The sequence below is a fragment of the Bradyrhizobium sp. S69 genome (assembly GCF_009766005.1).
Taxonomy (GTDB): Bacteria; Pseudomonadota; Alphaproteobacteria; order Rhizobiales; family Xanthobacteraceae; genus Bradyrhizobium.
In genome coordinates, this window is sequence record NZ_LMUK01000043.1 from 276,749 (window position 1) to 295,738 (window position 18,990).

The 18,990-nt window shown below is 62.5% G+C and carries 15 protein-coding genes; 3 read left to right on the forward strand and 12 right to left on the reverse strand.

Annotated elements, in window-relative coordinates:
• Window positions 1-10 precede the first annotated feature (10 nt).
• The 8 genes from GSQ88_RS23685 to GSQ88_RS23720 form a co-directional block, all read right to left on the reverse strand.
• Window positions 11-1,327 carry an MFS transporter gene (locus tag GSQ88_RS23685; protein ID WP_159010174.1) on the reverse strand — a complete coding sequence of 439 codons (1,317 nt, stop codon included), beginning with the start codon at window positions 1,325-1,327 and terminating at the stop codon, window positions 11-13.
• Window positions 1,328-1,395: 68 nt separating this feature from the next.
• Window positions 1,396-2,637, reverse strand: coding sequence for an amidohydrolase family protein (locus GSQ88_RS23690; RefSeq protein ID WP_159010175.1), 1,242 nt, complete (start codon window positions 2,635-2,637; stop codon window positions 1,396-1,398).
• Window positions 2,634-3,005 carry a hypothetical protein gene (locus GSQ88_RS23695; protein ID WP_159010176.1) on the reverse strand — a complete coding sequence of 124 codons (372 nt, stop codon included), beginning with the start codon at window positions 3,003-3,005 and terminating at the stop codon, window positions 2,634-2,636. Before GSQ88_RS23695 ends, GSQ88_RS23690 begins: the two co-directional genes overlap by 4 nt.
• Window positions 2,992-3,357 carry a Rieske (2Fe-2S) protein gene (locus tag GSQ88_RS23700; RefSeq protein ID WP_159010177.1) on the reverse strand — a complete coding sequence of 122 codons (366 nt, stop codon included), beginning with the start codon at window positions 3,355-3,357 and terminating at the stop codon, window positions 2,992-2,994. Before GSQ88_RS23700 ends, GSQ88_RS23695 begins: the two co-directional genes overlap by 14 nt.
• A 149-nt stretch (window positions 3,358-3,506) precedes the next feature.
• Window positions 3,507-4,322, reverse strand: coding sequence for an amidohydrolase family protein (locus GSQ88_RS23705; RefSeq protein ID WP_159010178.1), 816 nt, complete (start codon window positions 4,320-4,322; stop codon window positions 3,507-3,509).
• Between the two features lie 11 nt (window positions 4,323-4,333).
• Window positions 4,334-5,656, reverse strand: coding sequence for an MFS transporter (locus GSQ88_RS23710; RefSeq protein WP_210253874.1), 1,323 nt, complete (start codon window positions 5,654-5,656; stop codon window positions 4,334-4,336).
• Window positions 5,657-5,847: 191 nt separating this feature from the next.
• The gene (locus tag GSQ88_RS23715; protein ID WP_159010180.1) at window positions 5,848-6,225 is read right to left on the reverse strand and encodes a carboxymuconolactone decarboxylase family protein; all 378 of its coding nucleotides are present in this window, start codon (window positions 6,223-6,225) and stop codon (window positions 5,848-5,850) included.
• 34 nt (window positions 6,226-6,259) lie between these two features.
• Window positions 6,260-7,237: a Bug family tripartite tricarboxylate transporter substrate binding protein gene (locus GSQ88_RS23720; protein ID WP_159010181.1), complete on the reverse strand. Its 978-nt coding sequence runs from the start codon at window positions 7,235-7,237 to the stop codon at window positions 6,260-6,262.
• 101 nt (window positions 7,238-7,338) lie between these two features.
• On the opposite strand from GSQ88_RS23720, the gene GSQ88_RS23725 reads away from it, so the two are divergent.
• Entirely contained in the window at window positions 7,339-7,758 is a 420-nt protein-coding gene (locus tag GSQ88_RS23725) for a DOPA 4,5-dioxygenase family protein (protein ID WP_159010182.1), read from the forward strand.
• A 990-nt stretch (window positions 7,759-8,748) separates the two neighbouring features.
• Here GSQ88_RS23725 and GSQ88_RS23730 read toward each other — a convergent pair.
• From GSQ88_RS23730 to GSQ88_RS23745, 4 genes are all read right to left on the reverse strand, one after another.
• Window positions 8,749-10,794, reverse strand: coding sequence for a hydantoinase/oxoprolinase family protein (locus GSQ88_RS23730; RefSeq protein WP_246784957.1), 2,046 nt, complete (start codon window positions 10,792-10,794; stop codon window positions 8,749-8,751).
• Window positions 10,791-12,476: a hydantoinase B/oxoprolinase family protein gene (locus tag GSQ88_RS23735; RefSeq protein WP_246784959.1), complete on the reverse strand. Its 1,686-nt coding sequence runs from the start codon at window positions 12,474-12,476 to the stop codon at window positions 10,791-10,793. The genes GSQ88_RS23730 and GSQ88_RS23735 overlap by 4 nt, the downstream gene beginning before the upstream one ends.
• Window positions 12,477-12,538: 62 nt before the next feature.
• Window positions 12,539-13,855 carry an aspartate aminotransferase family protein gene (locus GSQ88_RS23740; RefSeq protein WP_159010183.1) on the reverse strand — a complete coding sequence of 439 codons (1,317 nt, stop codon included), beginning with the start codon at window positions 13,853-13,855 and terminating at the stop codon, window positions 12,539-12,541.
• Between the two features lie 42 nt (window positions 13,856-13,897).
• The gene (locus tag GSQ88_RS23745; protein WP_159010184.1) at window positions 13,898-15,079 is read right to left on the reverse strand and encodes a MalY/PatB family protein; all 1,182 of its coding nucleotides are present in this window, start codon (window positions 15,077-15,079) and stop codon (window positions 13,898-13,900) included.
• 248 nt (window positions 15,080-15,327) lie between these two features.
• Here GSQ88_RS23745 and GSQ88_RS23750 point away from each other — a divergent pair, with 248 nt between their 5' ends.
• Window positions 15,328-16,344 (forward strand): formamidase, encoded by a 1,017-nt coding sequence (locus GSQ88_RS23750; protein WP_159010185.1) that lies wholly within the window; start codon window positions 15,328-15,330, stop codon window positions 16,342-16,344.
• Window positions 16,345-16,623: 279 nt separating this feature from the next.
• Window positions 16,624-18,981: a TonB-dependent siderophore receptor gene (locus GSQ88_RS23755; RefSeq protein WP_246784961.1), complete on the forward strand. Its 2,358-nt coding sequence runs from the start codon at window positions 16,624-16,626 to the stop codon at window positions 18,979-18,981.
• Window positions 18,982-18,990: the final 9 nt, after the last annotated feature.

The following is an 18,990-nucleotide window of genomic DNA, read 5'->3' on the forward strand; positions in this document are numbered from 1 at the left end:
GCGACGACGTTTACGCTGCAACCGGGCGAAGCCGCGAAACGATCAACACCAGCGCGATCGAAACCGCCAGCAGCGCCGTGACGTAGAACAGCCCTGCGGAAAAATTGCCGGTCAGGTCGCGCAGGAACCCGATCACGGCCGGGCTCACCGCCGAACCCAATAGCCCGACCGCGCTGATCAAGCCAATTCCCGCCGGCCGCGCCGCTTCCGACAACAACGACTGCGGCAAGGTCCAGAAGGTGCTCATCGCGCAGAAGCCACCGGAGACCGTGAAGATCAGGCCGACCAGCCGCCATTCCGGCTCGGGAACGTAAATCACCACCAGCCACCCAACGGCCGCCATCGCCATCGCCGCGACCACGTGCCAGACCCGTTCCTGCATCCGGTCGGAGCTGCGGTTCCACAACGGCATCAGAACCAGCGCGGCGAGCGCGGGAATGGCGGTGATAAAACCGACCTGCGATAGCGAATAGGCCTTCAGCACTTCGCGCACGATGGTCGGGATCCAGCTGCCGTTGGCGTTGAGCGTGTTGACCAGGCAGAAATACGCCAGCGCCAGCAGCAATATCCTGACGTCGGTGACTTGCCGCCACACCGAAACTTTTGTCTGCCGGCCGGACGCCGCCTGGTCGTCGGCGAGCAGCAATGTCAGGGTGTTCTTCTCGGGCTCGTCGAGCCAGTTTGCATTTTTCGGTTTGTCGGTGAGATAGCGATAGGCGACCACGCCGAGGATCACCGCCGGCAATCCTTCCAGCAGGAACAGCCAGCGCCAACCTTGCAGGCCGAACGCCCCATTGGAGTGATCCAGGATAAGGCCCGACACGCCGCCGCCAAGCGCCATCGCCACCGGCTGCGCCATCATCAGGTAGCCGTTGGCGCGGGCACGGTGCGAACTCGGAATCCAGTAAGTCAGATACAGCAGCACGCCGGGCACGAAGCCGGCCTCGAGCACACCGACCAGGAACCGGATCAGATACAGGCTGTTGGGACCGACCACCAGCATGGTGGCGGCGGACGCCAGCCCCCATGAAATCAGGATGCGCGCGATCCAGATCCGGGCGCCGTAGCGCGCCATCAGGAGGTTGCTCGGGATCTCGCAGGCGACATAGCCGATATAGAAGATCGAATTGGCGAGACCGAACGTGGTCGCGGTCAGCGCCAGATCCTTGTTCATCGACAGCGCGGCAAAACCGATATTGATGCGGTCGAGATAATTGATGACGTACAGCACGAACAGGAACGGGATCAGCCGCAGCCATACTTTCCTGATGGTCGCGACCCGTTCGTTTTGGACGGACCCGCCGTCCGCGACTGATATCGTGGTCATCACATCGTTTCCCCGTATTTTTTGTTTGCGGAGGCGTGCCCGCTTCTGGCGGCGGGCTTCAGCCTCGTTCAGTCACCCATCAAATTTTTCACGGGTGTTGGGTCGAGGTTGAACAGCCGCGCGGCGTTTAGGCCCAAAATGTTGCGCTTGGCTTGCTCGGTCAGGAACGGCAGATCGCAAATCTCCTGCGGCAGGTCGAAATCGAAATGCGGCCAGTCGGACGCGAACATCAATTGCGTCTCGGCCTTGATCATCTCGAAGGTCACTTCCAGTGCCTTGGGATGCGTCGTCTCCATCGGCTGGGTCGTATAGAAGCAATTGTGGTTCATGTATTCGCTGGGCAGCCGCTTGAGTTGCGGCGCCTCGGACGGGCGCATCAGATACTGGTCGTCGAGCCGCTGCATCAGGAACGGCACCCACGCCAGGCCGCTTTCGATCCACAGCGTCTTGAGCTTTGGAAACCGCTCGGGAATCCCGTTCAGCACCCAGTTCGTCATATGCACCATGTTGCACCAGGCAAACCCCAGCGCGTGCATGCCGAGAAACCGGTTCACGGTGGCAAGCGACGGATCCTGCCAGTGATAACCGGCATGGAACGCCAGCGGCTTGCCGGTCTCCTCGATCATGGAATACAGCCGCATATAGTCGTTGTGGTGCACCGGCTTGTTGCGCGTGCTGGTGACACAGAAGCCGATCACGCCCTTCTTGTCGCCTAACTCCCTGACGGTGCGCTCGGCCTCCTTCGGCGTATTGAACGGCAGATAGATCAGCGACTTTATTCTGTCGTCGGCGGACAGGATGCGATCGATCAGCCAGCGGTTATAGGCGTTGCCGAGCCACACCTCCATTTCCGACTGTGGATGCATCCCGAGAAACAGCATCGGCGTCGGGAACACCACCATGTTGTCGACGCCAAGCGAATCCATCGCCCGACGCGTCAGGGTGACGTCGCGATGGACGTCGGTCTCCTTGACGATCTCCTGCTGGCCGTCCTGATGCGGAATGCGTCCGCCGACCGACTGATAGCGCAGCCCGAGGTCGCCGTTCAGCCCATAAGGCGGCGCGCCGATCCGCTCCGCCTGCCAGCGTATCGCGTTGTCGCGCACGACCGGGTCTTCGATGTAGGTGACGATCTCCTTCCACGACACGGTTTCGACGTGGTGGGCGTCGATGTCGCACACGAACCAGTCCTGGAGGCCGCGCTTGATAGCGTTGCGCCGGGCATGCGCAAGCACATCGCGGGTATCGGTGTGGACGTCGATCTGCTGCACGCCGGCATATTGCGGGCCGATCTTGCCTTGGATGTTCATGATTGCCCTCCGGCGTAGGTGTCCTCATCCGGGCGCCGGCGATACCACAGCGCCAGTTCCATCGGGCCGAGATGCATCGCGCGCAGCATTTCCGACACCGCCGACAATAGTTCGGTCGGTGTCATCTCGCTGTCGCGGCTGCCTGCGATCGGCGAGAAGGTTCGTTCCTCGCCGTCGGATTTTGCCACATAGAGCCGAATCGCCGCGGTCAGCATTTCGGCTACCGCCTGGTCGGAAACGCGCGAGGCTTCGCCCTGCTCGACCAGTTCGCGCGATGCGCGCAGCAGATCCGGCGCGATCGAATCGATCCAGCCATATTGGTCGTTCTTACGTTCTTCTTTGCCGCGTTCTGCTTCAGAGACTGACATAGATTTCTCCATCCCGGATCGCGAGTTCGGCCTTGCGCAGACGAAATCGGCTGCTGCCCTGGTGGTATCCAGTCTTGATGCTGAATTCGTAACCGTGCCACGGACAGACGATATGACTCTCGGCCTCGTCATAGGACTGGGTGCGCACGGTCATGTCGTCCGCTGTCGCCTCCAGCACGCGCTTCATGATGCGGCCCTGGCAGACCGGACCAGCGCGGTGCGCGCAACGGTTATGCCAGGCGTAAAACTCGCTGCCGATCCGGAATACGCCGACTTCGAATTCGCCGCACACGACCACCTTGCGATCGCCGTCGGCGTAATCGGCGACATTGCCCGCCATGTATTCGGCCATCCGCATCCTCCCTTGTTCTTTTTTTGTCACGCCGTTTACGCCGGAACGGCTGGACCATCCTCCGGTGCGCCCGCCGGCGCCGCCAATACTATGTTCGGAAGGAGCGATATGCGACAGGTATCGCGCGGAACCTGGTGGATGGCTGTGGCCTATCCGAAGCCGTACAGAAACGCCGGATTGTCCACCAGGATTTTCCGCACTGCGGTCGGATCAGGCGCCCACTCCGCCAGCAGCGCGAGCAGCGTCGCGTTATCCGGCCGTGGCGTTCGGCCGGGATGCGGCCAATTGCTGCCCCAAAGACATCGCTCGGGCGCATGCGCCACCAGCCGTCGCGCCAGGTCCTGCACATCACGATAGTGCGGCGGCCCATCGCGATCCGCGTGATACGGCGCGGAAAGCTTTACCCAGACGCGCCCGGTATCCAGCAGCCGAAACAGCACAGCGATGGCAGCGCCGTCGGCATCCAGCGCGCCGGCGAACTTGCCGAGGTGATCGATGATGAAATGGCCGGGCAGCGCACGCAGCGCCTGCTCGCGCTCGGGAAATTCAGCCCCTGCGAATTGCAGGACGAGATGCCAGCCGCGCTCGGTAAATCTCGGCGCCATCCGACGGGTACGGTCCCAATCCATCATGCCGGCTGGAATGTCCATCAAGCAGCGAAGGCCGCGCATACCGAGACCGGCAAGGCGGGTTATTTCGGCGTCGCTGACATCTTCCGGCAAGATCGCCACACCGCGCGCGGCCTCACCCAACGCAGCCATCGCCGCCAGTGTGCAGCGATTATCGGTCCCGTAGGCCGACGGCTGCACGATGACGGTTCGAGACAGGCCAAGCCGGGCTATCTCATTGCGATAGTCGACGAGGCCCGCCGCCGGCTCGGCACGCGCATGGCCGAATTCATTCAGCGGGTAGCCCGGCTCGTAGATGTGCATGTGGGTATCGGTCGCGCCCTCGATCATCGTCATCCTCACACCACTCAGGAAAGTTTTGGCAGCGCGGCTTGCCCGCCGGCCGCAGTCGGGGTTGATGCCGCCTTATCGGGCACGCCGATGCAGGCGGCGATGATGGCGGCCAGAATCGAAAACGCCGCCATGAAGTACATCGCGTCCTGGAAGCTTCCGGTCTCCGATTTGATCCAACCCGCGCCATAAGGACCCGCGATCGATCCGAGCTGCGCAAAGCAGTTGATGAAGGCAAGACCTCCGGCGGCCTCAGTCGGCGCCAGCACGCTGGGAGTGATGGCAAAAATGCCCGGCGGGCATGCGTAGTAACCGATGCCCGCGATCGCCAGCGCCAGCAACGACCATTGCGAACCGCCCAGCCACGCGGCTACGGCCAAACCCGCGGCCGCCACTACCAGGGAGGCCGTCAAATGCCAACGGCGTTCGCCGGTCCGGTCCGAGCTGCGCGCCCACAACACCATGCCGATCACCGCGGCGAGATAGGACAAGGAATTCACCGTACCGATTTCGGTCGTATTCAGCCCGAGATCGCGAACGATTTGCGGCAGAAAGAACGTGATGCCGAACGCCCCGACATTACGCCCGGCATAGACCAACGCCAGCGCCATCACTTTCGGCTTGAGCGCGGTCTGCCACCAGCTCGGCTTCGGGCCGACCGACTTTATCTTCTCTTCATCGAGACGGGTCTGTAGCCACACACGTTCTTCCGCGCTGAGCCATTTGGCGTCCGACGGCTTGTTCGTCATCACCAGGGCGACCACGATACCAAGGATCACCGCGGGCGATGCTTCCAAGATCAATAGCCACTGCCAGCCGTGCAATCCGGCGAAGCCGTCCATCCCCAACAGCGGCACCGACAGCAGCGCGCTGACGACATTGGAGATCGGCGCCGCGACCAGGAAGATCGCCACCGCCCGGCCGCGCAAGACGTTGGGAAACCAGTAGGTGATGTAGAGCAGGACGCCCGGAACAAGTCCGGCTTCGGCGGCGCCCAGCAGCAGCCGAAGCGAGATAAAGCTGACCGGCCCGACGACCATCGCGGTGCCTGCGGAAATCAGGCCCCACGTGATCATGATGCGCGCAATCCAGAGCCGCGCGCCAAATCGCTCGAGCGCCAGATTGCTGGGAATTTCCAGCAGAAGATACGTCAGGGAGAACAGGCCCGCGCCCTGACCGAATTGCTCGGCGGACAAATGCAGGTCCTGGTTCATCTGCAACGCTGCGTAGCTGATGTTCGAGCGATCCAGATTGGCGACGAAATAGGCCGCCACGACCAACGGCAGCACCCGCCACGCCACCTTGTTCAGGGTGCGCTGCTCGATCGCCGACTGCGACATGGATGATCCCTGTTGTTCCCAGCACGATCCTCCCGACGCCACCGGCGTCGGGAGGATCTGCATCATGTTCTTTCCGCCGTATCGAATGTCGGCGTTTGCGTCGCATTTAGTTCAGTTATCGTGAGGCGGCAACGTTTCCGCGCGCACGCCATTGTCGCGAGCTATGCAAGTCTGCCAACGGTGACGCCAGCTCAGCCTTCCGGAAACAACGTACTCAGGATCTCTCCGGCGAGGTTGAACGCGGCGACGCCGCGAAACAATGCGGCGATCGCCGCCGACGCATGCAATTCCTCCAGGGTGGCGCCGGCCCGTATCGCGGCCTTGGCATGATTGGCCGCCGCCTCCGACGTTTGCACGAGCAGGATCGCAAAGGACATCAGCTGGACCGTCTTCTGGTCGAGCGCCTTGGGCGTCAGCGCCGCGATGCGCCAATCTTCCAGCGCCGTGACCAGTTCCGGATCGACCTGCATGCCGAGCTTGAGGCGTTTGGCGATTTTGGGCGGCGTGAAACCGATCATCTCGGTGTACCGGCTCTCGAGCTGGTCGAGCGTGGAGGGTTTATCGGTCATGCGTTTTTCTTTCTCTCTTTAACGACACATCAGATCACTGCATCACGACGCCGGCATCCTTGATGAGCTTGCCCCATTTATCGGCCTCGGCATGCAGATAGGCGCCGAATTCGCTGCCCGACAGCGATCCAGGCTCGGCGCCGACGTCGGCCAGTTTTTTCGCCAGATCCGGATCGCGCAACACTTTCATCACGGTCTCCGTCAGCGTCTTCATCAATTCGGGCGGCGTCTTGGCCGGCGCCACCAGCCCGAACCAGGAAGACGCCTCGAAGCCGGCAACGCCGGCCTCCGCCATGGTCGGCACGTCAGGAAGCAACGGCGAGCGCGCGGCGCCCGCCACCGCGATCGGGCGGATTGCGCCGGCCAGCGCCTGCGGACGCACCGCGGGCATGTTGTCGAACAGAATCGGAATATGCCCCGAGACCAGATCGTTCATCGCAGGCGCAGCACCTCGATAGGGCACGTGAACGATATCGATGCCGGCAAGTTTCTTGAACAATTCGCCGGCCAGATGATTGGTCGAGCCGTAACCCGACGAGCCAAAATTCAGCGTGCCGGGCGCGGCCTTTGCCAGTGCGATCAGCCCGCGCACATCGGTCGCTTTGACCTCCGGATTGACCGCCAGCACGATCTGCACCGAGGCAACCAGCGCCACCGGCGCGAAATCGGCGATCGGATCGAACGGCAATTGCGGATACAGCGATTGATTGACGGCGAGCGGCGGCGGCGCCGTCAGCAACAGCGTGTAGCCATCGGGCGTGGACTGCGCCACCATTTCCGCGCCGATATTGCCGCCGGCGCCGGCGCGGTTGTCGATGATGACCTGCTGGCCCCAGGCCTCGGACAACTTCATCGCCAGGAAGCGCGCCACGACATCGTTGGAGCCGCCGGCCGGAAACGGCACGATGATGCGGACGGGATGATCCGGAAAGCCCGCCGCCGCGACCGGGACGCCCGGTCCGGTCAGGACCAGCAGCGTTGTCACCGTGACAAGCCAAAACTGCCGAAACATACGCTTCCTCCACGTCATCGGTTTCTCATGCAACGCAACGGTCGCTGGCGTTGTGGCGAAGGGACCGGTATTCTGTCAACGAAACCATGGGATGATAGTGCATGACAACAGAGACACCGGCGCCGCGCCCGGTTGCGGAGATCGCAAGTTATCACGCCCATATCTATTACGATCCCGCGACAACCCGGGCGAAGGCCGAACAATTGCGCCACTGGATCGGCGAGCGTTTTTCGGTCCGGCTTGGAAATTGGCACGACGTGAACGTCGGCCCGCATGACCAGCCGATGTTCCAGGTGGCGTTCGCAAAGCAGGTGTTTGCGACGCTGGTGCCCTGGCTGATGCTCAATCATCTCGGCCTCAGCATCCTGATTCATCCGAACACCACCAATCCGCGCCGGGACCATACCGCCGACCCCTTCTGGATCGGAACGCGGCTGCATGTTCATGATGGCGTCCTGCCGGACGAGAGCGAGGCCGAAGCAGCGCTGCAGCCGAACACCACGCCGCATCTGCCTGTATAGTCGGGCGTTTCCCTGCCCTCATCCTGAGAGGCTGTGAAGCAATCACCGACGTCATCCCCGGGACGAACGCGGAGCGTTCGCCCGTAGGTGCGCGCCATCTTCGGCGCGCCTCGAAGGATGGTGTTCAGCGCCGTCCTTGCGGCCATCCTTCGAGGCTCGCAAGGGCTCGCGCCTCAGGATGACGGCCAATGCATGTCTAGCTATGAGGAGCGCGCATTCGCGCGACCCGTTGGCTCATCGGGCTACGATCGCAAACACACTTCCGCGTTCTCGCGACGGCATTCGCCCGAGGTTTGCAAATTCATTTGCCCTCAAAACAAGAGGGCGCAGGGCGACCCTCAAGAGAGGGCGCAGGGAAGACCGGGTGCGCGCTGCACCCGCGGTCTCATGTGCAAAGGCATACAAAAAAACGCACATGAGCATACAGGTTCAGCGGAAGCAGTCCGGCCTTCCCTGCGCAATGGTTTTACAGCTTATATCGTGCTCTCCCCGGCGAGACCTGGCTTGCTTGTCACCGTCGCCAGCGCGATACGAAGTATCATCGCCGACTTGACACCTGCCATCGGGGCGTCAGGACCACACGACTTTGCCGTCCGCTTCACACGCTGTTCGTCAAAAGCGCATCCGCGTCCATCGCTCCCCGCCCCAACGTCAGTGACGATGGCCAACGCCCCCTCTCTCGGGACGGGATGCGAAGATTAAGCAGGTGAGTTGGGTCAAGAGTCAAGGATAATTTCTGAAAATCAGAAATGATGGAGATGTGAATGAGGCTGGACACAACATCGTGTGATTTGCCCCGCCGGAAAAATCAATCTGGTGATTTCTTTTCGTCATGGCCGGGCTTGACCCGGCCATCCACGTCTTTCTTGCTTTACTGCAAAGAAGACGTGGATGCCCGGGACAAGCCCGGGCATGACGAGCTTTGTCAAAAGTGCCTGATGTCGTTGGCTGCTATTTGAGTCAGCCTCTCAAGATCAGGCAGAACACCGATCACCCCACCGCGATATCCAGCCAGCCCAGCGCGTTGACCGTCAAGCGATCTTGCGCGCCGATGACCACCGTCGTGGTCTCGGCCTCGACGATCGCAGGGCCGGCGAAGGCATGGCCGTGCCCGAGGTCGTCAAGCGCATAGACCGGCACGTCGATCCATTCGCCGAAGAACGCCTTGCGCGTCGAGCGCGGCGCGCAGGCGAGCGTCGATGGCGCCAGCTTCTCCGCCTGTCCGGTTTGCGGAACTTCGCCGACCGCAGCGACCCGCGCGTTTACGAACACGACTTCCTGGTCCCGTGACGCGTAGGTGTAGAGCTCCTCGTGGCGGCGATGAAAGCGATCCTCGATCTGGTCGACCAGCGACGGATCGTCCCACCCAAGACCATCCAGCGAAACATCGATCTCGAACACCTGCTCGCCGTAACGCATCTCGGCCGACCGCTGCACAGCGATCGGGCCGCCGAACCAGGAACGGAGCCGGCCCGCCGCCTGCTGCTCCAAGCCGGCGAAAATATCGCGCACCTCCTCGGGCGAAATGCGTTTCCCCGTGCCGTAATAGGTCCGGCTCACCTCGTAGCGCAGATCGCAGGTCAGCATGCCCCACGCCGACAACACCGAGGCCGCGATCGGCACGATGATGCGCTTGATCTCGAGCTCGCGCGCGACCTCGACGGCGTGCACGCCGGCTGCGCCGCCAAAACTCAACAGCGCAAAGCGCCGGGGATCGACGCCGCGGCGCAACGTCATCAGCCGGATGCCATCGGCCATCTTCAGATTGATGATGCGGGAGATGCCCGCGGCGGCCTGTTGCAGCGAAAGCCCGAGCGAGGCGGCCACGCGTTCCACCGCAGCGGCAGCCGCCGCGGCATCGAGCGGACGCTTGCCGCCCATGAACGCGCCGGCATCCAGATAGCCGAGCACGATGTTGGCGTCGGTCACGGTCGCGGCTTCCCCGCCATTGCCGTAACAGGCCGGTCCCGGCACCGAGCCGGCGCTTTCCGGACCGACCTGAAGCGTCCCGCCGGCATCGACGCTGGCGATCGATCCGCCGCCGGCTGCGATGCTGGCGATATCGAGGCTGCGCAACGCGATGCGCTGTCCCGCCAGCATGCCGTCGGCCGACAACGACGCGGCGCCATCGGAGATCAGCGAGATATCGGTGCTGGTGCCGCCCATATCGAACGGCACCAGATTGGGAAGGTCGAGAATATCCGCGCAGCGCCGGCCGCCGGAAATGCCACCGGCGGGTCCCGACAACACCGTGCCGGCAGCCAACCGCGACGCCTCTTCCACCGGCGCCATGCCGCCATGCGACAGGATGATAAAGAGACTGCCTTTGAATCCCGCCTCGGCGAGGCGTTGCTCGAGCGTGGTCAAATAACGCCGCACCAGCGGCCCGACATAGGCATTCACGATGGTGGTCGAGACCCGCTCATATTCCTTGATCTGCGGCAGCACATCGCTGGAACGCGACACGCTGACCCCGGGCAATTCGCGCGTCAGCCGCTCGACCGCGGCAAGTTCGTGGATCGGATTGAGATAGGCGTGCAGGAAGCAAACCGCGACCGAGGTCGCGCCGGAGCGCTTGATCGCAGCGATGGCCTCGACAAGTGAGTGGTCGTCGAGCGGGATGGCGACCTCGCCATTGGCCTTGAGCCTTTCCTTGACGCCGAAACGAAAATGGCGCGGCACCAGCGGTTCCGGCGGCGGCGACCGCAGATCGTAGCGGTTGTCCTTGAGGCCTTCGCGCATTTCGATCACGTCGCGATGGCCTTCGGTCGTGAGCAGCGCGACCTTGGCGCCCTTGCGCTCCAGCAAAGCGTTGGTCGCCACGGTGGTGCCGTGCACGATGCGATTTGTAGATGCCAACATCTCCGCGCGCGTCAGCTTGAGACGCCGCGCCAGTTCGTCCAATCCTGCCATCACGCCGATGGACTGATCCGCCGGCGTCGAGGGCGACTTGCCGAAAACGATTTTGCCATGGTCGTCGATCGCGACCAGATCGGTATAGGTGCCGCCGACATCAATTCCGATGGTGAACATCATTGGGCACCCCGCCCGGCCGGCGCATCTGGCGCGGTCAGGCCCTGTTCGCGGTCACGCTGGCGCGCCAGCGCGGATCGCTTCCCGGGTGGCCCCCAGCCGCCGCCGCCGGACGAGCGTATTTCGAGGCAATCGCCGGGACGAAGTTCGATGCCGACTTCCTTGGTCAACAACACACGTGGCTCGCGGCCCTCGGACAGCAACCGATAATGATGCGGCGCGCCGTCCTCACCGCCCAGCATGCCGCAAGGACCGTGACGCGCGCCGTCGCCGGCGGTGTTGCCCTTCGCGGGCTTCTCCGTTTCCAGCACGAGATCAAGTGCCACGCCGAGGCCACCGCGGAATTGGCCATCGCCGCCGGAGCCTTCGCGAAATTCATGTTGCCGGAAATGCAGCGGGAAGCGCACCTCTGCGACCTCGATGCTGCCGAATTTGAGGCCGCCGGCCGAGTGCCACTCGCCGATCGACGAATAGCCGTCGCCGCCCGACGAAGCGCCGCCGCCGGGTCGTGCCTGAAACAAATGCCAGATGAAGGGACGCCCGGTGCGCGGATTCTCGCCCTGGATCGCGATCCGGAACCTGCGGCTCCAACCGGCCATCGCGCGCTCCGGACAGGACGCCGACATCGCCTTGATGATGGCTTCGACGATTTCGTTGGAGGGATGGCTGGTGCACAACGTGACGGGCCGGCCGGAGTCGGCCCAGACAATCGTCCCCTGCGTGGCGATCACCTTCAGCGGCCGCAGCGCGCCGGTGTTCTTGGGGATTTCGGCGTCGATCAAATAAGCAAACGCCATCGCCACCGCGGCCTGCATGTTGGCGTGCGATGAATTGACAAAACTGGTCGATTGCGGATCGGAAGAGGACAGATCGACCTCGATGTCGCTGCCCTTCTTGGTGACTTTTGCGGCGATCCGGATGTCACTGCGGCCATGGCCGTCATCGTCGAGAAACGCCTCGCCGTGGAACACGCCGTCCTTCCAGGTCGAAACCACCGCACGGGTCTGCTGCTCGGTGGCGTCAAGGATCGCCTCGATCGCGGCTTCGACCACCGGCGCGCTGAACTCGCCGAACAGTTTTGCGACGCCGCGCTCGCCGAGATGCGCCGCCCCCAGCATCGCCGCGAGATCGCCGCGAAACTCGCGGGGGTTTCGGACGTTCAGCGCCAGCAGATCGAGCAGATCTTCGCGCGGCCGGCCCGCCTCGTAGAGCTTGATCGGCGGAACGCGCAAGCCTTCCTGCCATATCTCGGTGGCACCGGGATTGTAGGCGCCATGGGTGGCGCCGCCGATATCGCTCTGATGGGCACGCACGACGGTCCAGAGCAGACGCTTGCCGTCGGCGAATACCGGCACGAACGCCGTGAGATCAGGCAGATGGCTGCCGCCATAATCGGGATCGTTGAGCAGAATGACGTCGCCGGGTGCGACGTCCTTGAAACGTTGCTCGACCGCGAGCGTCGCCCAGGGCAGCGCGCCGACATGCACCGGAAGGTGATCGGCCTGCGCGATCAACCGCCCGCCGGTATCGCAGATCGCCAGCGAGAAATCGCGGCTCGAGTTCAGGATTTGCGAATAGGAGGTGCGAAGCATCGCCTCGCCCATTTCCTTGACGATGGAGCTCAGCCGGTGCTGAACGACGGAACGCGTGATCGGATCGATCTTGGCCGAGATATTGAGCGACATGAGACGTTCTGCCTGAAGGAGAATTTTCGGTGGATTGAAGCGACGCGGGTCAGGCCGTTTGCTCAAGTCATGGCCGACACTTCCGCCAGCGCGCCTGATGCCGCCGCGACGATGGCCTCGACATCGGCATCGGTCATCGGCGTCGACAGCGCCATCAGTCCGTAGCCGGCAGCGAGCACGCCACGATTGAGCATGGCGCGATGGAACATGGTCTGGCGCCTTGTCTCCTGCTCGGTCAGATAGGCCGAGCGGTAGTCGCGGACCGGATGATCGGCAAAATGAATCTTCAGCAGCGAACCAAGGCCGACTGTGCCGCCGGCCACGCCGCTTTTTCGAAAGGCCTCGTTGATGCCGGAGCGAACGGCCTCGCCGATGCTGTCGAGGCGCGCAAACGCCGCTTCATCGAGTAATTCCATCGCAGCGATTCCTGCGCGCATTGTCACGGGGTTGGCGGAAAACGTTCCGCCATGCGGCAGCGCCGGCTTGCCCGATCGGGGATCGAACACCGCCATGAATTCGCTGTGGCCTGCGACCGCGCCGACCGGAAAGCCGCCGCCGATGATCTTGCCAAGCGTGGTCAGATCGGGATCGATGCCCCATAGCCCCTGCGCGCCGCGATACCCCAGCCGAAAAGTAATCACTTCATCGAAGATCAAGAGCGCGCCGACCTCGCGCGTGATCCGGCGCAGCGCCTCCAGATAGGCCGTGTCGGCCGGCGCCAGACCGGCCCGGTTCGGCATCGGATCGACCAGCACGCAGGCCAATTCGGCGCCGTGTTCCCGGATCAGGCTGACGGCGGCTTCCGGATCGTTGAAGGGAATGGTGATCACGTCCGCCAGCACGTTATCGGGCGTGCCCTTGGCGTAAGCCACCGAAACCGGGGCATTGCCGCCCCATTGTTCGGGCGTCGGATCGAGGCTCACTTCGGCGTAGTCGTAAGAGCCGTGATAGGCGCCCTCGCATTTGGCGATTTTCGGCCGCCCGGTAAAGGCGCGGGCGGCTTTCAGCGCCATCATCACCGCCTCGGTGCCCGAATTGGTGAACCGAACCTGCTCCACCGACGGCAATCGCCGCGCGATCAACTCGGCGAGGTCGACCTCGGACTCCGTCGGCAGCCCAAACGCCGACCCGATCGCGAGTTGCCGGGTCGCAGCCTCAATCAAATGCGGATGGGCGTGGCCGTGGATCAGCGAGGTGAAATTATTGATGCAGTCGATGTAGCTGTTGCCGTCGACATCCCAGACCCGGCATCCCTCGCCGCGCGCCGCATAGATCGGATAGGGCTTCATGTAGACGGTGGTGCGGGTGTTGCCGCCCGGCAGGCTGGACAACGCCCGGTCATAAAGCTGGTGCGAACGCGAGGTCGGATCCGGATACATGTTTTCCAACTCAGGTGATGGGCGCGAGCGCGCTTGCAGAGTTCATCCGCGCAGGTCCCGGAAGGCATCATCCAAGCGGTCGAGCGCCTCGCGCAGGATCGGACGCGGCGTGGCGAAGTTGAAGCGCAACCAGGTTTCACCGCCGGGCCCGAACTGCGCGCCGGGACTGACAAAGATCCGCGCCCGTTCGCTGACCCGCTTGGCGACGTCTTCGGCTTTAAGTCCAGTGCCGGAAAAATTGACCCAGGCCAGATACGTCGCATCGAGCCGCATCGAACGCGCCCCCGGCGCCGCCGCTTCGATCCGCGAATCCAACAGGTCGCGGTTGCCGGCGAGATAGGGCAGCAATTCATCGAGCCAGGCGTCGCCGGTGCGCCACGCCGCTTCGGTCGCGATCATGCCGAAAGCGGCATAAGAACCTAAACCGCTGGCGGCGATCCGCGCGTCGAGCTTACGCTTTAATTCCGGGTTCGAGGTGACGCAGGCACCGACATGGGCGCCGGCGAGATTGAAGGTCTTGGTCGCGGCAACACAGGTGATCAGGCGATCGGCGACCTCGGGGGCTGCCGCGATGGTCGGGATGTGTTTGGCGCTATCCAGCACGAGGTCGCAATGGATTTCGTCGGACACCAAAATCAAATCATGCTCGGTGCAGAAGCCCGCAAGCGCTTTGATCTCGTCGGCCGACCACACGGTACCGCCCGGATTATGCGGGCTACAGAAAAACACCACTTTGGTGCGCGGCGTCAGCATCGCGCGCAGCGCATCGAGGTCCATCACGTAGCGGCCCTGACGCTCGACCAGCTGTGCATCGAGAATGCGGCGCTCGTTGGCGAGAATGATCTTGCGGAACGCGTGATAGGCCGGCGGAAACACCACGACCTCGTCGCCGGGTTCGCTGACGGCCTGCAAGATCAGGCCCAATCCGGAAACCACGCCCGGGGTCGGACTGACCCATTCCGGATCGATCGACAGGCCATGCCGGCGCGCCAGCCAATCGGCGAGCGCTGCCGCCCAGCTGCCGTTGTCGGCATAATAGCCGTGAACGCCGCGCTCGACGACGGCCGCCAGCGCCTGCGTCACCCCGGGGGGAGCCGCGAAATCCATATCCGCGACCCACATCGGGATGCCATCCGCAGCATTGATGCCCGAAAGCTTGGCCATCATGTCCCACTTCGTCGCATGCGTGCCGCGGCGCTCAATTACACGGTCGAAATCAGACATCGGGACGGTGGCTCCTTACGTTGGGATCTCCTTAAAGCACGTTTATAATGGCGACCGGAAGCGACCACGCCGCAGACCGCGACCGCAGCGGAACATGGCTGGGCGAGCCAAACCCGGCGGTCCCGGGATCGATGACTAATCGCTAGTCCATTCGCTTGAAAAATGGCCTGTCGTGAGCGGCCAAAATCGGCTTTGTTTTGCTCCAACGCGAATGCGTCAGGGAGATTTAGCATGAACGGACTTTTGACATGAACGGACTTGGCGGCCTCAACAAATCGCCGGAGGGCGTGGTGCTCGGGCTGGTTCAACTGCAACTGCCCGTGGTCGTGACCAAGGCGGACCTGGCCCGGCAGACCGAACGCATCGTCTATATGGTCGGCAAGGCGCGGCGCAATCTCGGCACCATGGATCTCGTGGTATTCCCGGAATATTCCCTGCACGGCCTGTCGATGGACACCAACCCCGAGATCATGTGCCGGCTCGACGGGCCTGAAGTGGCCGCGTTCAAGCAGGCCTGCATCGACCATAAAATCTGGGGCTGCTTTTCGATCATGGAATTCAACCCCGATGGCAACCCGTATAATTCGGGCCTGATCATCGACGATCACGGCGAGATCAAGCTGTATTACCGCAAATTCCATCCCTGGATTCCGGTCGAGCCGTGGGAGCCCGGCGATATCGGCATTCCCGTGATCGAGGGACCGAAGGGCGCCAAGCTCGCACTGATCATCTGCCATGACGGCATGTTCCCGGAAATGGCGCGCGAATGCGCCTACAAGGGCGCCGAGATCATGATCCGCACCGCCGGCTACACCGCGCCGATCCGCGAAAGCTGGCGCTTTACGAATCAGGCCAACGCGTTCCAGAACCTGATGGTCACCGCCAATGTCTGCATGTGCGGCTCCGACGGTTCGTTCGATTCGATGGGCGAAGGCATGATCGTGAATTTCGACGGCAGCATCATCGCGCACGGCACCACCGGACGCGCCGACGAGATCATCACCGCCGAGGTACGCCCCGATCTGGTGCGCGAGGCGCGAATCCATTGGGGCGTCGAGAACAACATCTATCAGCTCTGGCATCGCGGCTATGTCGCGGTGAAGGGCGGCGCGATGGATTGTCCCTATACCTTCATGCAGGACATGGTCGCCGGCACCTTCCGGCTGCCCTGGGAAGACCAGGTCAAGGTCACCGACGGCACGCCTTGCGGTTTCGCCGCGCCGACGCGGATGTTCGGGGCGAAGGCGGCCAAGGCCGCGGAGTGACGGGCGGCGTCTCGGCCCGTCACTGCAGCGAGTTCTTGCGACGAAGCGATTCAGTCGAGCACATTATCGGAAGAGCAGATATCGCGAGTCTGTTTGGACCAGTTCTAAGACTGCTTCTAAGACTCGCTGATATAAATGGCGCTGGAGCAACACTCGCTGCTCACATGCGTCGTTTCAATATCTTCTAAATGCCGTTCGATGTATGGCGAATTCGAATTGCGATAGAGCACCCAAACCGTTTCGGGTTTCCGAAAGTCGTTTGTTTGGGGGTGTTTCCAAGTGTTTTCAGAAAAAGTGTTGCCGGAGTCGAACAACAACAAGACCGGCATTCACAGAGTAAGGTTTCTCTGTGCCACGAGTTGCATCGCGCTCGGCATCTGCTTCACCGGCCAATCGTTCGCGCAAACCGCTGATACGTCCGCGCTTCCGCCGGTGGTGATACAAAGCCCGACCGTGAAACGGACGACGCCCAAGGCCACCCATAGCGCGAGCCGCTCGCGCAGCGCGGCCCGATCTTCCCGCCATGCGGGCCAAGGCACGGCGGAATCGGCGGCGGGTGGAAACGGCGCCGGGAAACGGAAAGCCGAATCGGCCTTCGGACATGTCGACGGCTATGTCGCGACCCAGGGCTCATCCGGCACCAAGACCGATACGCCCTTGCTCGAAACGCCAGCCGCGATATCCGTCATCACGCAGGACCAGATCAAGACGCAGGCGGCGCAGAACATTCCACAGGCGGTGCGATACACCTCGGGTGTCAGGGTCGAGGGCCAGGGCGCCGACACACGCTTTGATACCATCTACGTGCGTGGCTTTGCCGCCGACCTGTACCTCGACGGCATGAAACTGTTCACGGGCGGCTTCGCGACCTCGACCATCGAGCCGTACAATCTCGAACGCCTTGAAGTGCTGCACGGCCCCGCGTCGGTGCTGTACGGCCAGGCCTCGCCCGGCGGCGTAGTCGACATGGTCAGCAAGCGTCCGACCGAGGATCCATACCACGAGATGTTTCTGTCGACCGGCAGCTATGGTCGCATCCAGGGCGGCGTCGACCTGAGCGGCCCGATCGACCAGAACAAGGAGTGGCTCTATCGTTTCGTCGCCTCGGGCCTCGATGTCGGCGGTCAGGTCGATTTCACCCGGTATGAACGCGTTTCGATCGCGCCGTCGCTGACGTGGCGGCCCGACACCGACACCACGATCACCTTCCTCGGAACCTATCAGAACGATCCGAGGGCCGGCTTCTACAATCAGTTGCCCGCAAAAGGTTACGGAACGCTGTTTCCGCTGGCGAACGGCCAGTTCATCCCGACGAGCTTTTATTCCGGTGTTCCGGGCGTCGACCAGATGAGTCGCGAATCCGGACAGATCGGTTATCTGGCCGAGCACCGCTTCGATAATATCTGGACCGTGCGGCAAAATCTTCGCTACAACGAAATCAACAGCGAGATCACGACGATTTATCCGACCGGTGTATCCGCGACCGATCCCAACAGCCTGGCGCGATCGGGCTTCTTCGAGAACGACAAGCTGCGAACCTTCGATATCGACAATCAGGCCGAGGCCAAATTTGCGCTTGGTCCTTTTGCCCACACCACGCTGTTCGGCGTCGATTACCAGAACGGCGCTTACAACTATACAGCCGGCGGCTCTCCGGCAGGCTTTGCGGTTCCTTCCATCAGCGTTCTCGACCCGAATTACAACACGCCGATTCCGTTGGTGACCACGTCAGCGGGTAACCAGAATTTCAATCAGGTCGGTCTTTATGCGCAGGACCAGATCAAGCTCGACCACTGGGTCGCCCTGCTCGGCGTCCGCTGGGACCAGGCGGATTCCAACACGCAAACCCAGGCGCTGGCGACCGGTACCCAGACGACCACGCAGTTGTCCAACGATGCCGTAACCAAGCGCGGCGCCCTGCTCTACAAGTTCGACAACGGCATTGCGCCCTATATTCAATACACCGAGTCGTTCCAGCCGCAGACCGGAGTAGCCTTTGGCGGCAGTCCTTTTGTCCCAACAACCGGCCAACAGGAAGAGGCCGGCATCAAGTATCAGCCCAACGTCAAGTCCTTATATACGATGGCTGTCTTCAATCTGACGCAACAGAATGTGCTGACGCCGGATCCAAATCCATTGCACACCGGCTTTAGTGTGCAAACCGGCGAGATCCGTTCGCGCGGGCTCGAGCTCGAAGGCAAGACCGAGATCGATCGCAGCCTGTCGTTGCTGGCGTCCTATACCTATCTCGACGACGTCATCACCAAAAGCAACGTGCCCTACCAGACCGGCCGGCGGCCTGTCGCCATGCCGACGAATTCAGCGTCGCTCTGGGCGGACTATACCTTCCACGGCGGCCGGCTTGACGGCTTCGGTCTGGCAGGCGGCGCCCGCTATCTCGGCGATACCGCCGGCAACATCACCGGGGCGACCGTGCTGAATGTGCCGGCCGTGACGCTGTTCGACGCCGCCATGCATTACGATTTTTCCGCGCTCGGCCGCCAGTTCAAGGGCTATTTCCTACAGGTGAACGCGTCAAACCTGTTCGACAAGACCTATGTAACGTTGTGTCAGGACGCCGGCTGCTATTACGGCCCGCGGCGTCAGATTATCGCAACCCTGCGCTATCGGTGGTGATCATACGGA

Excerpts from the sequence above, each read along its gene's own strand:
- GSQ88_RS23685 (WP_159010174.1), bottom strand. The coding sequence starts at position 1,327 with ATGACCACGATATCAGTCGCGGACGGCGGGTCCGTCCAAAACGAACGG.
- GSQ88_RS23690 (WP_159010175.1), bottom strand. The coding sequence starts at position 2,637 with ATGAACATCCAAGGCAAGATCGGCCCGCAATATGCCGGCGTGCAGCAG.
- GSQ88_RS23695 (WP_159010176.1), bottom strand. The coding sequence starts at position 3,005 with ATGTCAGTCTCTGAAGCAGAACGCGGCAAAGAAGAACGTAAGAACGAC.
- GSQ88_RS23700 (WP_159010177.1), bottom strand. The coding sequence starts at position 3,357 with ATGGCCGAATACATGGCGGGCAATGTCGCCGATTACGCCGACGGCGAT.
- GSQ88_RS23705 (WP_159010178.1), bottom strand. The coding sequence starts at position 4,322 with ATGACGATGATCGAGGGCGCGACCGATACCCACATGCACATCTACGAG.
- GSQ88_RS23710 (WP_210253874.1), bottom strand. The coding sequence starts at position 5,656 with ATGTCGCAGTCGGCGATCGAGCAGCGCACCCTGAACAAGGTGGCGTGG.
- GSQ88_RS23715 (WP_159010180.1), bottom strand. The coding sequence starts at position 6,225 with ATGACCGATAAACCCTCCACGCTCGACCAGCTCGAGAGCCGGTACACC.
- GSQ88_RS23720 (WP_159010181.1), bottom strand. The coding sequence starts at position 7,237 with ATGTTTCGGCAGTTTTGGCTTGTCACGGTGACAACGCTGCTGGTCCTG.
- GSQ88_RS23725 (WP_159010182.1), top strand. The coding sequence starts at position 7,339 with ATGACAACAGAGACACCGGCGCCGCGCCCGGTTGCGGAGATCGCAAGT.
- GSQ88_RS23730 (WP_246784957.1), bottom strand. The coding sequence starts at position 10,794 with ATGATGTTCACCATCGGAATTGATGTCGGCGGCACCTATACCGATCTG.
- GSQ88_RS23735 (WP_246784959.1), bottom strand. The coding sequence starts at position 12,476 with ATGTCGCTCAATATCTCGGCCAAGATCGATCCGATCACGCGTTCCGTC.
- GSQ88_RS23740 (WP_159010183.1), bottom strand. The coding sequence starts at position 13,855 with ATGTATCCGGATCCGACCTCGCGTTCGCACCAGCTTTATGACCGGGCG.
- GSQ88_RS23745 (WP_159010184.1), bottom strand. The coding sequence starts at position 15,079 with ATGTCTGATTTCGACCGTGTAATTGAGCGCCGCGGCACGCATGCGACG.
- GSQ88_RS23750 (WP_159010185.1), top strand. The coding sequence starts at position 15,328 with ATGAACGGACTTGGCGGCCTCAACAAATCGCCGGAGGGCGTGGTGCTC.